The 14,375-nt window shown below is 63.1% G+C and carries 9 protein-coding genes, 1 tRNA gene and 2 pseudogenes; all 12 read left to right on the top strand.

The features are described 5' to 3' along the window. Positions 1 to 77: 77 nt before the first annotated feature. The 12 genes and pseudogenes from dnaG (at position 78) to ACYVD0_RS19245 (ending at position 14,082) form a co-directional block, all read left to right on the top strand. On the top strand, positions 78 to 2,039 hold the full coding sequence (gene dnaG, locus ACYVD0_RS19300; RefSeq protein WP_460428303.1) for a DNA primase: 1,962 nt from the start codon (positions 78 to 80) through the stop codon (positions 2,037 to 2,039). 45 nt (positions 2,040 to 2,084) lie between these two features. Continuing rightward, positions 2,085 to 3,944: an RNA polymerase sigma factor RpoD gene (gene rpoD, locus ACYVD0_RS19295; protein ID WP_460428302.1), complete on the top strand. Its 1,860-nt coding sequence runs from the start codon at positions 2,085 to 2,087 to the stop codon at positions 3,942 to 3,944. A gap of 111 nt (positions 3,945 to 4,055) precedes the next feature. Further along, positions 4,056 to 4,730 (top strand): Crp/Fnr family transcriptional regulator, encoded by a 675-nt coding sequence (locus ACYVD0_RS19290; RefSeq protein WP_460428301.1) that lies wholly within the window; start codon positions 4,056 to 4,058, stop codon positions 4,728 to 4,730. 77 nt (positions 4,731 to 4,807) lie between these two features. Beyond that, positions 4,808 to 5,101, top strand: coding sequence for a N(2)-fixation sustaining protein CowN (cowN, locus tag ACYVD0_RS19285; RefSeq protein WP_460428300.1), 294 nt, complete (start codon positions 4,808 to 4,810; stop codon positions 5,099 to 5,101). A gap of 111 nt (positions 5,102 to 5,212) precedes the next feature. After that, positions 5,213 to 5,289 (top strand) — tRNA-Ile (locus ACYVD0_RS19280). 281 nt (positions 5,290 to 5,570) lie between these two features. Further along, positions 5,571 to 7,946: a type I restriction endonuclease subunit R gene (gene hsdR, locus ACYVD0_RS19275; protein WP_460428299.1), complete on the top strand. Its 2,376-nt coding sequence runs from the start codon at positions 5,571 to 5,573 to the stop codon at positions 7,944 to 7,946. A gap of 131 nt (positions 7,947 to 8,077) precedes the next feature. Continuing rightward, positions 8,078 to 9,544 (top strand): type I restriction-modification system subunit M, encoded by a 1,467-nt coding sequence (locus ACYVD0_RS19270; RefSeq protein WP_460428298.1) that lies wholly within the window; start codon positions 8,078 to 8,080, stop codon positions 9,542 to 9,544. 16 nt (positions 9,545 to 9,560) lie between these two features. Next, positions 9,561 to 10,058, top strand: a complete 498-nt coding sequence (locus ACYVD0_RS19265) for a virulence RhuM family protein (protein WP_460428297.1) — start codon at positions 9,561 to 9,563, stop codon at positions 10,056 to 10,058. Further along, positions 10,055 to 10,378: pseudogene (locus tag ACYVD0_RS19260) on the top strand (hypothetical protein); the annotation flags it as partial. The gene ACYVD0_RS19265 and the pseudogene ACYVD0_RS19260, both read left to right, overlap by 4 nt. A 184-nt stretch (positions 10,379 to 10,562) precedes the next feature. After that, a complete protein-coding gene (locus ACYVD0_RS19255; protein ID WP_460428296.1) occupies positions 10,563 to 11,816 on the top strand; it encodes a restriction endonuclease subunit S in 1,254 nt (417 codons plus the stop codon). A 22-nt stretch (positions 11,817 to 11,838) separates the two neighbouring features. Next, positions 11,839 to 12,534 (top strand): annotated as a pseudogene (locus ACYVD0_RS19250) (helicase-related protein); the annotation flags it as partial. Between the two features lie 381 nt (positions 12,535 to 12,915). Then, a complete protein-coding gene (locus ACYVD0_RS19245; RefSeq protein WP_460428295.1) occupies positions 12,916 to 14,082 on the top strand; it encodes a Fic family protein in 1,167 nt (388 codons plus the stop codon). The last annotated feature ends 293 nt before the right edge of the window (positions 14,083 to 14,375 follow it).

Below are 14,375 nucleotides of genomic sequence, written 5' to 3'. Positions count from 1 at the left end.
TCTCCAAAGCCCGGTCACGAACCGGGCTTTTGGCTTTTCTGGCCAGCAACCCGGCCTTCGCCCGAAGCGGAAATCCCATGGCCGGACTGATCCCCCAAGGTTTTATCGATGACCTGCTGAACCGCACCGACATCGTCGAGGTGGTTGGCTCACGCGTCCAGCTGAAGAAGTCCGGCAAGAACTACAGCGCCTGCTGCCCCTTCCACCAGGAAAAGACCCCCTCCTTCACCGTCAGCCCGGACAAGCAGTTCTACTACTGCTTCGGCTGCGGTGCCGGCGGCAACGCGCTGGGCTTTCTCATGGACCACGACCATCTGGAGTTTCCCCAGGCGGTCGAGGAACTGGCCAAGCGTGCCGGCCTCGAGATCCCTCGTGAGGAGCGGGGTCGCGGCCAGCAGCCACGCCAGAGCATCGACTCACCGCTCTACCCCCTGCTGGCCACCGCCGCCGACTACTATCGTCAGGCCCTGAAAAGCCATCCCGCGCGCCAGGCCGCCGTCGATTATCTGAAGGGACGCGGCCTGTCCGGCATTATCGCCCGCGACTTCGCCCTCGGCTTCGCCCCGCCCGGCTGGGACAACCTGCTCAAGCACCTGGGCGGCGACGCCCTGCAACTGAAGGCAATGATCGATGCGGGCCTGTTGATCGAGAACGCCGAGACCGGCAAGCGCTACGACCGCTTCCGCGACCGGGTGATCTTTCCGATCCGCGACAGTCGCGGCCGGGTCATCGCCTTCGGCGGCCGGGTGCTCGGCGACGACAAGCCGAAATACCTGAACTCCCCGGAAACCCCGGTGTTCCACAAGGGCCAGGAGCTCTACGGTCTCTTCGAGGCACGCCGGCACAACCGCGACCTCGACGAGATCATCGTGGTCGAGGGCTACATGGACGTCATCGCCCTGGCCCAGCAGGGCCTGCGCAATGCGGTGGCCACCCTCGGCACCGCCACCAGCGAAGAGCACCTCAAGCGCCTGTTCCGCCTGGTGCCCAGCGTGCTGTTCTGCTTCGATGGCGACCAGGCTGGCCGCAAGGCCGCCTGGCGCGCCCTCGAGGCCACCCTGCCGAGCCTGCAGGACGGCCGTCGCGCGCGATTCCTGTTCCTTCCCGAAGGGGAGGACCCTGATAGCCTGGTGCGCGCCGAAGGCGGCGAGGCCTTCCTCGCCCGTCTAGAGCAGCATGCCCAGCCGCTGGCCGACTATTTCTTCCAGCAACTGGCCGAGGAAGCCGACCCGCGCACCCTGGAAGGCAAGGCACACCTGGCGACCCTTGCCGCCCCGCTGATCGAGAAAATTCCCGGCGCCAACCTGCGCGCCCTGATGCGCCAGCGCCTCGGCGAGATCACCGGGCTGACCGGTGGCGTCCCGAGCCCACCCTCGTCCAGGCAGATCCCGGGCGACTACCCACCCCCCATGGAAGACGCCTACTACCAGGCCGAGCCCAGCCACGCCAGCTACCCCGACTTCGCCGAGCCCGAACGGCCTGCGCCCTTCGGGCGCTCCGCCCACGGCAAGGGCCAGCGGAAGAGCCAAGGGCGCAACGGCTATCGGAAAGAGCGTGGCGACTTCCCGCCACGACCGCGCGCCGCAGTCAGCGTCGAACCGCCCAACCTGAGCGCGCTGCGCACCCTGCTGCATCATCCGCAACTGGCGCAGAAAGTCGCCGATGCCAGCCATTTCGCCAGCGAGGAAGACCCCTACGCCCAGTTGCTGGTCGCCCTGCTGGAGGCGCTGCAGAAGAATCCGCAAAGCAGCACTCTGCAGCTGATCGCCCGCTGGCACGGCACCGAGCAGGGCCGCCTGCTGCGCGCCCTGGCGGAAAAGGAATGGCTGATTTCGACGGACAACCTTGAACAACAGTTTTTCGACACTATAAATACATTAGCAGCCCGTCAGCGCGAGCGCGGTATCGAACAGCTACTTCGCAAAGCCCGCCAAAGCGAACTGAGCGCAGACGAAAAGGCTCGACTGTGCGACCTGCTCAGCCGCAACACATCCCCCGCCTCCCCGCAACTGGCGCGCGAGGTCAAGCATCAGCTATAATATTTAGCTTTTCAGCCCGCCAGAACATTCAGTGGATAGGGTGTCATGTCCGTAAAAGCTCAACAGCAGTCCCGCATCAAAGAGTTGATCGCTCGCGGCCGCGAACAGGGTTACCTGACCTACGCCGAAGTCAACGACCACCTACCGGAGGATATTTCCGATCCGGAACAGGTGGAAGATATCATCCGCATGATCAATGACATGGGGATCAACGTATTCGAAAGCGCCCCGGATACGGATGCCCTGTTGTTGGCCGAAGCCGACACCGACGAAGCCGCAGCCGAGGAAGCCGCCGCAGCCCTGGCTGCAGTGGAGACCGACATCGGCCGCACCACCGACCCGGTGCGCATGTACATGCGCGAAATGGGTACCGTGGAACTGCTCACCCGTGAAGGTGAGATCGAGATCGCCAAGCGCATCGAGGAAGGCATTCGCGAGGTGATGGGCGCCATCGCCCACTTCCCCGGCACCGTGGACAGCATTATCAACGAGTACCAGCGTGTCGCCAGCGAGGGCGGCCGCCTCTCCGATATTCTCAGTGGCTACATCGACCCCGACGACGACTCGGCGGTTCCCGCCGAGGCCGAAATCCCCGTCGACCTCAAGGGCAAGGGCGCCGCAGCCCCCGCGGGGTCTGACGACGAGGAAGAGGAAGAGGGCGCAGAGGACAGCGAGGAAGAGGAAGGCGACGGCGGCCCCGATCCGGAAATCGCCCGCCTGCGCTTCGGCGCCGTCGCCGAGCAGCTGGAAAAGGCCCACAAGGTCCTCCAGCAGCATGGCCGCGGCAGCGCCCAGAGCATGGAAGAGCTGCAGGCGCTGGCCAGCCTGTTCATGCCGATCAAGCTGGTGCCCAAGCAGTACGACACCCTGGTCGAGCAGGTGCGCGGCGCCCTGACCCGCGTGCGCACCCAGGAGCGCGCGATCATGCAGCTGTGCGTGCGCGATGCGCGCATGCCGCGCGCCGATTTCCTTCGCCAGTTCCCCGGCAACGAGATCGACCAGGACTGGGTCGACTTCCTCGCCAAAGGCAAGGCCAAGTACTCCGAAGCCCTCGGCAAGCTGGCCGACGACATCAAGCAGTGCCAGCAAAAGCTGATCGACCTCGAGCAAGGAGTCGGCCTGACCATCGCCCAGATCAAGGACATCAACCGCCAGATGTCCATCGGCGAAGCCAAGGCCCGCCGCGCCAAGAAGGAAATGGTCGAGGCCAACCTGCGCCTGGTGATCTCCATCGCCAAGAAGTACACCAACCGCGGCCTGCAATTCCTCGACCTGATCCAGGAAGGCAACATCGGCCTGATGAAGGCGGTGGACAAATTCGAATACCGCCGCGGCTACAAATTCTCGACCTACGCCACCTGGTGGATCCGCCAGGCGATCACCCGCTCGATCGCCGACCAGGCACGCACCATCCGCATCCCGGTGCACATGATCGAGACCATCAACAAGCTCAACCGTATCTCCCGTCAGATGCTGCAGGAGATGGGCCGCGAGCCAACCCCGGAAGAACTGGGCGAACGCATGGAGATGCCCGAGGACAAAATCCGCAAGGTATTGAAAATCGCCAAGGAACCGATCTCCATGGAAACCCCGATCGGCGATGACGAAGACTCGCATCTGGGTGACTTCATCGAGGACTCCGCCATGCAGTCGCCGATCGATATGGCGACCGTGGAAAGCCTCAAGGAAGCCACCCGCGAAGTGCTGTCCGGCCTCACCGCCCGGGAAGCCAAGGTGCTGCGCATGCGCTTCGGCATCGACATGAACACCGACCATACCCTCGAGGAGGTCGGCAAGCAGTTCGACGTGACCCGCGAGCGCATCCGTCAGATCGAGGCCAAGGCCCTGCGCAAGCTGCGCCACCCTTCACGAAGCGAGCACCTACGCTCTTTCCTCGACGAGTGACGACAAGACCCCCGGCCCACCGGGGGTCTTGCTTTCTGCCTGCCGACCGGGCGGCAGGATGGCCCTATACTGCAGGGACCTCGCAGCGCCCTCCTCCGACGACATGACGCCATGAACGGACCCGCCCCCCACAACCTGCTCGAACGCCTGGACGTGCTCACCCAGGCCGCACTGCTGCAGGGTTTCCACCAGCGCCAGCTGGTCGAAGGCGAACTGCTCGGCAGCCCGAACGGCGAGCGCGACAGCGTGTTCATCGTGCGCAGCGGGCGCATCCGGGTATTCCTCGCCTTCGAGGACAAGGAATACACCCTCACCTTCCTCGAAGCCGGCGGCATCTACAGCACCCACAGCCAGGCCTATGTCCAGGCCGTGCGCCCGAGCGAGGTGCTGATGGGCGACACCGCGCAAACGATGGCCACCCTCCGCTCGCTGCCGAGTGCCGTGCCGGCGATCATCCGCGTGCTCGGCGCCACCCTCGACAACTGCATGCGCATCATCGAGGACCTGGCCTTCCGCGACGTCGAGGGCCGCCTGGCGCGCTTCCTCGACGGCATGCTGGCGCGCAAGGGCCGCCCCCACCAGGGCAGCCTGCGCCTCGAGCTGGACCTCAACACCGAAGACATCGCCCAACTGCTCGGCACCACCCGCCAGACCGTCTCCTCCCTGCTCAACCGGATGGCCCGCGAAGGCATTCTCAGCCGCGCCGGCAACGGCATCTTCGACATCCACGACGCCGAACGCCTGCGTGCCCGCAGCCAGCAGCCCGGCAATGTATCGGCTGGCTGACAGACGCCCCCCAGCGCAGTTTCTAGCATGAGCGCTCCAGATACCCACTCAGCCATCGGCTTGCCGGAGGAGCGCTCATGACCACGACGGCCTATCGCAGCATCTGCGGCGAAGAATCGCTGCCCTGCATCGACTGCGACCGCTGCATCCGCGCCATCTACGCGCGGATCCAGCACTACCTGCAGCGGGACCAGGGCAGTTGCCCGATCTGCAACTATTTTCGCGAGAAGATCGGCTCGCGCGACGGCACCGAGAGCGACGCCCGTCTGCTGCTGCACGCCCAGATGAACGTCGTCTACGAACTCTTCGCCCGCAACGACGACCGGGAAGCCCTGAACCTGCTGCAGCGGGTCGAGGACGACTGCTGCTGAAAGCTCCCGCCGCGAAACCAGCCTGCCGGTTTCGCGGCGGGAGCTGGCCTTTTCTGCTCCAATCGCTTGGCGCAGGCGGAAAGCCGCCGCTATAATCCGCCGGCCTTCTGGGGGCCTGTAGCTCAGTCGGTTAGAGCAGAGGACTCATAATCCTTTGGTCCAGGGTTCGAGTCCCTGCGGGCCCACCAATAAAATCAATTAGTTACGTTTGTAACTCCTCCCCTCTCAAGCGTACGGTCAATCACGCTCGCTAAAGAACGACCACCGGCTGCATCAGACGCCCCCCTTATTGGCTCCTTTGCTGCCCCTGGGCGCTCAGGGCGCCATCCCGCCGTCATCTCCTGCTGACACAGTCGAGTAGCAGGCGCTCCTCCCCATGTCCACACCAAAACAAGGTACATTTACCCGATTCAGCATATCAGTAGGCCATCAAGATACCCCCATGCCTACTTGCAAGGGATTCCGGGTCATGGACAAAAAATCGCTTTCCGAACGGGACATCTGCACCAAGTTCATCGCTCCGGCCATCCAGCAGGCCGGTTGGGATATCCACAAGCAGGTCCGCGAGGAGGTCAGCTTTACCAAGGGCCGCATCATTGTCCGCGGCAAGCTGCATAGTCGGGGCGAGGCCAAGCGCGCCGACTACATCCTCCACCACCAGCCCAACCTGCCCATCGCCGTCATCGAGGCCAAGGACAACAAGCACTCCGTCGGCTCTGGCATGCAGCAGGCACTGGGCTACGCCGAGGCGCTGGACGTGCCCTTCGTGTTCTCCAGCAACGGTGACGGCTTCCTGTTCCATGACCGCAGCGGCACCGGCGCACAGTTGGAAACCGAGCTGAGCCTGGAGCAGTTCCCCAGCCCCGACGAACTCTGGCAGCGCTACTGCCAGTGGAAGGGCCTCGAAGGCGAGACCCGCCAGAAGGCCGAAGCCCCCTACTACGACGACGGCTCCGGGCGCATGCCGCGCTACTACCAGACCAACGCCATCAACCGCACCGTCGAGGCGGTGGCGTGCGGCCAGGATCGCATCCTGCTGGTGATGGCCACCGGCACCGGCAAGACCTACACCGCCTTCCAGATCATCTGGCGGCTGTGGAAGTCGAAGCAGAAGAAACGCATCCTCTTCCTCGCCGACCGCAACATCCTGGTCGACCAGACCCGGAACAACGACTTCAAACCCTTTGGCCAGGCGATGACCAAGATCGCCAAACGCCAGATCGACACCTCCTACGAGATCTACCTGTCGCTGTACCAGGCCGTCACCGGCAGCGAGGAAGATAAGAACGTCTACAAGCAGTTCTCCCCGGTCTTCTTCGACCTGGTGGTGATCGACGAATGCCACCGTGGCAGCGCCGCCGAGGACTCCGCCTGGCGCGAGATCCTCGACTACTTCTCCGGCGCCACCCACATCGGCCTGACCGCCACCCCCAAGGAAACCCGCGAGGTTTCCAGCATCCACTACTTCGGCGAGCCGGTGTACAGCTACACCCTCAGGCAGGGCATCGAGGACGGCTTCCTCGCCCCCTACAAGGTGGTGCGCATCGACTTCGACAAGGATCTGCTCGGCTGGCGGCCGCCCAAGGGCATGTGCGACAAGCACGGCGAGCTGATCGAGGACCGCATCTACAACCTCCAGGACATGGACCGCCAGTTGGTCATCGAGGCGCGCACCCAGAAGGTCGCCGAAAAGGTCACCGAGCTCCTCAAGGCCACCGATCCGTACCAGAAGACCATCATCTTCTGCGACGACATCGACCACGCCGAGCGCATGCGCCAGGCGCTGGTCAACCTCAACCCCGAACGGGTCAGGGAAAACCGCAAATACGTCATGCGCATCACCGGCGACGACCAGGAAGGCAAGGCCGAGCTGGACAACTTCATCAACCCCGAGGAGCGCTACCCGGTCATCGCCACCACCAGCAAGCTGATGACCACCGGCGTCGACGCCCAGACCTGCAAGCTGATCGTCCTCGACCAGCAAATTCGCTCGATGACCGAGTTCAAGCAGATCATCGGCCGTGGCACGCGCATCAACGAGGACTACGGCAAGTTCTGGTTCACCATCATGGACTTCAAGAAGGCCACCGAACTGTTCGCCGACCCGGCCTTCGACGGCGAGCCGGTGCAGGTCTACAGCCCGCAGGGCGACGACTCGCCCGTACCGCCCGACGACCTGGCAGAAGACGACGGCACCCTTGCCGGAGACAACGGCCCGCTTGATGGCAGCAACACCGGCCTGCCCGACACGGGCGAGAGCGATGGCAGGAGGCGCATCAAGTACGTGGTCGACAACGTCCCGGTCTCGGTGATTGCCGAGCGGGTGCAGTACTACGGCCCGGACGGCAAGCTGATCACCGAGTCCCTGCGCGACTACACCCGTAACCGCGTGAAACAGCAGTTCGCCTCGCTGGACGACTTCCTGCGCCGCTGGAGCGACACCGAGCAGAAGAAGGCCATCATCGACGAACTGGCCGCCCAGGGCGTGCTCTGGGAGGCTCTGGCCGAGGAAGTCGAGAAAAAGCTGGCCAAGCCCCTCGACCCCTTCGACCTGATCTGCCACGTCGCCTTCGACCAGCCGCCGCTGTCGCGCCGCGAGCGCGCCGAACAGGTGAAAAAGCGCAACTACTTCGGCAAATACTCCGGCGCGGCGCGGCAGGTGCTGGAGGCACTGCTCGACAAGTACGCCGATACCGGCATCGAGCACATCGAGGACATCAAGATCCTCCAGCTCGACCCATTCAGCCGGATCGGCGCGCCCATCGAGCTGGTGAAAGCCTTCGGTGGCAAGGCCGGCTACACCAAGGCCGTGCAGGAGCTGGAAGACCAGCTGTACACCGGCTGATCCCCCAAATCCGTAGGGTGGGCAACGGCGCAGCCTTGCCCACCAGCCAATGCGCTGGATAAGCCGCAGGCGGCGTTATCCACCCTACCGGTTAGAATCCCCGACTTTTGCCGTTTGCCCCGAGAGAAACCATGTCCATCAGCACCACCATCAAATCCATCCAGGACATCATGCGCAAGGACGTCGGCGTCGATGGCGATGCCCAGCGCATCGGCCAGCTGGTGTGGATGCTGTTTCTCAAGATCTTCGACGACCGCGAGATGGAATGGGAGCTGCTCGACGACGACTACCGCTCGCCGCTGCCGGCGAGCTGCCGCTGGCGCAACTGGGCGGCCGATCCCGAAGGCATCACCGGCGAGGAGCTGAAGGACTTCATCGACAATCACCTGTTCCCGCAACTGCAGAACCTCCACGAATACAGCACCACCCCCGCTGCCTTCGTGGTCCGCGGCGTGTTCGAGGACGCCTACAACTACATGAAGTCCGGCCAGCTGATCCGCCAGGTGATCAACAGGATCCAGGCCGGCGTCGACTTCAACCGGGCGCAGGAACGCCACGCCTTCGGCGACATGTACGAGCAGCTGCTGCGCGACCTGCAGAGCGCCGGCAATGCCGGCGAGTTCTACACCCCGCGCCCGGTCACCGAGTTCATGGTGCGCATGGTCGATCCCAGGCTCGACGACAAGGTGATGGACCCGGCCTGCGGCACTGGCGGCTTCCTCACCTGCGCCATCGAGCACAAGCGCCGGCACTACGTGAAGACCGCCGAGGACGAACGCACCCTGCAGGCCAGCCTCTTCGGCGTCGAGAAGAAGCCGCTGCCGCACCTCCTGGCCACCACCAACATGATCCTCCACGGCATCGAGGTACCCAGCCAGATCCGCCACGACAACACCCTTGCCCGCCCGCTGACCAGCTGGGGGCCATCGGCGCGGGTCGAGTGCATCGTCGCCAACCCGCCGTTCGGCGGCATGGAGGAAGACGGCATCGAGGGCAACTTCCCCACCGCCTTCCGCACCCGCGAAACCGCCGATCTGTTCCTGGTGCTGATTCAGCACCTGCTCAAGGACGGCGGCCGCGCCGCCGTGGTGCTGCCGGACGGCTTCCTGTTCGGCGAGGGCATCAAGAGCCGCATCAAGGAAAAGCTGCTCACCGAGTGCAACCTGCACACCGTGGTGCGCCTGCCCAACGGCGTGTTCAACCCCTACACCGGCATCAAGACCAACCTGCTGTTCTTCACCAAGGGCACGCCGACCCGGCACGTCTGGTTCTACGAGCATCCCTACCCGGCCGGTTACAAGAACTACTCCAAGACCCGCCCCATGCGCATCGAGGAATTCGCCGCCGAACAGGCCTGGTGGGGCAGCGCCGCCGACGGTTTTGCCAGCCGGGTGGAGAACGAATTCGCCTGGAAGGTCGGCATCGACGAGCTGCAGGCGCGCAACTGGAACCTCGACTGCAAGAACCCCCATGTCGGCGAGCAGGTCAGCCATGACCCGGATGAGCTGCTGCGCGACTATGCCAAGCTGCAGGACGAGATCGCCGGCCTGCGCGAGCAGCTCAAGTCCGTGCTGACCGAAGCCCTGGAGCGCCCATGAGCCAGGAAAGCGAGCCATGAGCGAGATCGCGATCTACGAGAGCGAAAATGGTGCGATCAGCGTCACGCTGGAGCAGGAAAGCGTGTGGCTCCGGCAGGAGCAACTGGCCGAGCTGTTCGGACGCGACCGGACCGTGATCGGCCGCCATATTCGCAACGTCTTCGCCGAGGGCGAGCTCGAGCGGCAAAGCAATGTGCAAAATCTGCACATTACCGGCTCGGACAAGCCGGTGAGCTTCTACAACCTGGACGTGATCATCTCGGTCGGCTATCGGGTCAAGTCCCGGGAAGGCGTGCGCTTTCGCCAATGGGCCACCCGCCTGCTCAAGGAACACCTGACCCGCGGCTACACCCTCGAGCGCGAGCGCTTCGAGGCCAATGCCTGCGAACTGGAGGCGGCGCTGGAGCTGGTGCGCAGGACCGCCCGCGCGCCCGGGCTGGGCGTGGACGGCGGGCGCGAAGACACCCTGATCCGCCTGATCATGAACATGCTTGCCCCGGAACCCCGCCCATGACCGCCTACGACCAATTCCCTCTCCCGCTGGAGAACCAGGGCGGGGAAAACCGCCTGCTCGACAGCCTGCCCTTGCTGGCCGGCGCGCCCAATGGCATCAGGAAGCTGCGCGAGCTGATCCTGGAACTGGCCGTGCGCGGCAAGCTGGTGCCACAGGACCCGAGCGACGAGCCAGCCAGCGAGCTGCTCAAGCGCATTGGCGAGGAAAAGGCGCGGCTGGTGGCTGAGGGGAAGATCAGGAAGCAGAAGCCGCTGGCGGAGATTGGCGAGGACGAGAAGCCGTTCGAGCTACCGGAGGGCTGGGAGTGGACCAGCATTGCAGGGTTAACATTGCTAATCACTGATGGAACCCATCACACACCAAACTATGTGACGTCAGGTGTTCCCTTCATTTCTGTAAAATGACATTGATGGGACTACTGTTTCCTTCGACAACTGCAAATATATTTCGCAAGAAAAACATGCTGCAATAAATACCAGATGCAACCCGGAAAAAGGCGACATTTTGCTTTGCCGGATTGGAACACTGGGGCGTCCAACAATTGTGGACACTGATATCCCGTTCAGTCTTTTCGTGAGCGTAGGACTATTGAAGCTACCGAAGCAGGCAGACGTCTCCAGATATCTTCACTGCGCACTATCCAGCCCTTTGATGTATCACCAGTACGATCAAATCAAGGCAGGAGGTAGCCATACAAATAAATTGAACCTTGGCGATATCCCGCGATTGCTCGTTCCGCTACCTCCCCTCCCCGAACAACACCGCATCGTCGCCAAAGTCGACGAGCTGATGGCCCTGTGCGACCGGCTGGAAGCCCGGCAGGCCGATGCTAAAAGCGCCCACGCCCGGCTGGTGCAGGCGCTGCTCGACTGCCTGACCCAAGCCAGCGACGCCGACGACTTTGCCGCCAGCTGGCAGCGCCTGGCCGAGCACTTCCACAGCCTGTTCAGCAGCGAATCCAGCATCGACGCCCTCAAGCAGACCCTGCTGCAACTGGCGGTGATGGGCAAGCTGGAGCCGCAGGATGCCAGCGACGAACCGGCCAGCGAACTGCTCAAGCGCATTGCCGAGGAAAAGGCAAGCTTGGTGGCCGAAGGCAAGATCAAGAAGCAGAAGCCGCTGGCAGCGATTGGCGAGGAGGAGAAGCCGTTTGAGCTGCCGGAAGGGTGGGAGTGGGTGCGCTTTGCTGATTTTGCCTTGGACGTATCTACTGGTCCATTTGGCTCGTTGATACACCAAGCTGATTATGTCGATGGTGGTGTTCCTTTAGTTAACCCATCGCACATGGTTGATGGCAGCATAGTTCCCGATCACTCTGTTTCGCTCTCCACCGAAATAGCCGAGAGCCTAGCCTCATACCGTTTGAATGAAGGGGATATGGTGATGGCCCGCCGTGGCGAGGTTGGGCGGGCAGCCCTGGTAACAAAGATCGAAGATGGTTGGCTCTGCGGCACAGGGAGCTTTGTACTTCGCTTCGTTCCAGAAGTTTCGAGAGCATATATATGGACTCTGTTCAGATGTAATTTAGTACGCACCTATTTGGCCGGAGCGGCTGTAGGCACGACGATGGTTAACCTGAATCACGGTATTCTTTTGAAAATGCCGATTGCCGTGCCCCCTCTCCCCGAACAACACCGCATCGTCGCCAAGCTCGACCAGTTGCTCGCCCTCTGCGACCAGCTCAAGGCCCGCCTGGTTGATGCACGCCAGCTCCACGAGCGGCTGGCCGGCGTGCTGGTCGAGCAAGCCGTGGCCTGAAACCGGGACAAGGAGCGCCCCCATGCCCATCCGCACACAGATCTGGACCGTCGGCGCGCAGCCCGCGCCGCTCAAGGCCGCGCCACTGGCCAGCGAGCAGTTGCTGGAGGCGATGATCGTCGCCGCACCGGCGTTGCTGTCGGACAACTGGATGCTGATCGGCCGGCAGGAGAACACCGGCCAGGGCGGGCGCATCAATCTGCTGGCCATGGCCCCGGATGCCGCGCTGGTGCTGATCGAACTCAAGCGCGAGCGCACGCCCCGCGAGGTGGTGGCGCAGGCGCTGGAGTACGCCGCCTGGGTCGAGTGCCTGAACGCCGGGGACATCGCCGCCATCTACCAGCGCTTCAGGCCCGAAGGGGATCTCGCCGCCGACTTCCAGACAGGCTTTGGCCTGCCGCTGGAGGCCGAGGCGCTGAACCAGAGTCATCAGATCCTCACCAAGCGCCTGCAGCGCTTGCTCAAGCTGTGGCTGGATCAGATCCATGGTCTGGATATCGCCATCATCAACGGCGATACCGCAGCCGTCGCTAAGAAGTCGGAGATCCTTACCCGCAAGCAGTTGATCGATGTCTTCGAAGCCAAAGCCGGCTTCAATGTCCTGATCATGTCGCCGGTCGCCGCAGGCGTGGGCCTTACCGTGATCGGCGCCAACCATGTGGTGCATCTCGAACGCCACTGGAATCCCGCGAAGGAAGCTCAGGCCTCGGACCGGGCATACCGCATCGGGCAGAAGAAGGATGTGCACATTCATCTGCCCGCTGTGGTCCACCCCGAGTTCGACTCCTTCGATGTGCACCTCGACCGCCTGCTACGCGGCAAGCTGATGCTCAAGGATGCCGTGGTCATGCCGGAGTCGGTGAGTGAAGCGGAGATCATGAAATCCATGGGGTTGTGACCTCCTATCTCTTGATCGAGACAGAAGGCTCCCGATGACCGTATCACAGGGTCAAACCTCCACGCGGCCTGAATAGCGGCCTTGATGGAGAACAGGATGTACTGGTCCTTGGTACCATGAGCCGAATAGCCATCACAATAAGCTCACACCATGAGCCGAATAAGCTCAGTATTCGGCTCACCTAGCCTCAACAGGACCACCATGGAACACCCTCGCTGGATCTGGCAGCAGCCGGATTGGCCCCATTTTCGCTGGCAAGCCGAGCGCCTGGTGCCGCCGCTGCGCGACTGCGCCCAATCCCAGGGGTGTCTACTTGGCATGGCCGGCGCGGTGGATAGCGAGTCCAGCGCCCAGAGCGAACTGGATGCCCTGCTGCAGAACATCGTCACGTCCTCGGCCATTGAGGGCGAACAACTCAACGTCGGCTCGGTGCGTTCCTCGCTGGCCCGCCGCCTGGGGCTGCAAGAGGCCGGGGACAGTCGCGTCAGCCCGCGCAGCGAAGGCCTGGCTGAGCTGATGCTGGATGCCACCCAGCATTTCCAGCAGCCACTGACACTCGAACGCCTGCTGCACTGGCACACCCTGCTCTTTCCCGCCGACGACAGCCTGCTGCCGCAGCGCATCCGTGTCGGTGCCCTGCGTGGCGAAGACCCCATGCAGGTGGTTTCCGGTCGCCTCGACCGCCCCACCGTGCATTTCGAGGCACCGCCACGGGCCGGACTGGAGGAGCACCTAACCGCCTTTCTCGACTGGTTCGAGAAGAGCCACAGCGATGCCGGCCTCGATCCCCTATTGCGAGCCGGTATCGCCCATTTCTGGTTCGTCACCCTGCATCCCTTCGATGATGGCAACGGCCGCCTGGCCCGCGCCATCACCGACCTTGCCCTGGCCCAGGCCGAACACCAGGCCATCCGCTTCTATGCCATGTCGGCCAGCATCCTCGACGACCGCCGCGGCTATTACCGCATCCTCGAAAGCAGCCAGAAGGCCACCCTCGACATCACCGAGTGGCTCGAGTGGTTCCTGCACACCCTGCGCAGCAGCCTGCAGCAGGCTCTGGCCCGCATCGACCGGGTATTGGCCAAGGCGCGCTTCTGGCAGCAGCACTGCCAGCAGGCGCTGTCCGCCGAGCAGATCAAGGTGCTCAACCGCCTGCTCGATGGCGGTGAGAAGGGTTTCGAGCACGGCATCAGCGCCGCCCAGTACCAGGTCGTGGCCAAGGTCAGCAAGGCAACCGCCACCCGCCACCTCGGCGACCTGCTGGAAAAGAACTGCCTGCGCAAACTGCCCGGCGGCGGTCGCAGCACCCGTTACCAGATCAACTGGCCCGCCTCTGCCGTAACCCCGCCCTCCATCAGTAGCCCATAACCAACAGCATATCGCCCAAAAATTCTGGGGCTGCCTGGCAGAGGTTGCGAGCAGAATTTCAAATAAGAGGGAAAACGGCCCCCTGAAAAAATCTGGAACAGCATTCAATTGTTGGCCCAGGACGGCTTTGGATAGCCGCAAAAAACTGCCATCAAGGGTACGGTCACGAAAAATTTGCTCAAAGCCGCCCTATGGCCTGTTAACACTATTTGCTATAATGCAGCAAATAGTGTTGAGACCGAGTGCCATGCAACTGACCGCCGAGCAATTCAAACAAATCGAAGGCTTGTTGC

The sequence above is a fragment of the Azotobacter armeniacus genome (genome assembly GCF_054779355.1).
This window is presented reverse-complemented; position numbering and strand designations above follow the sequence as displayed.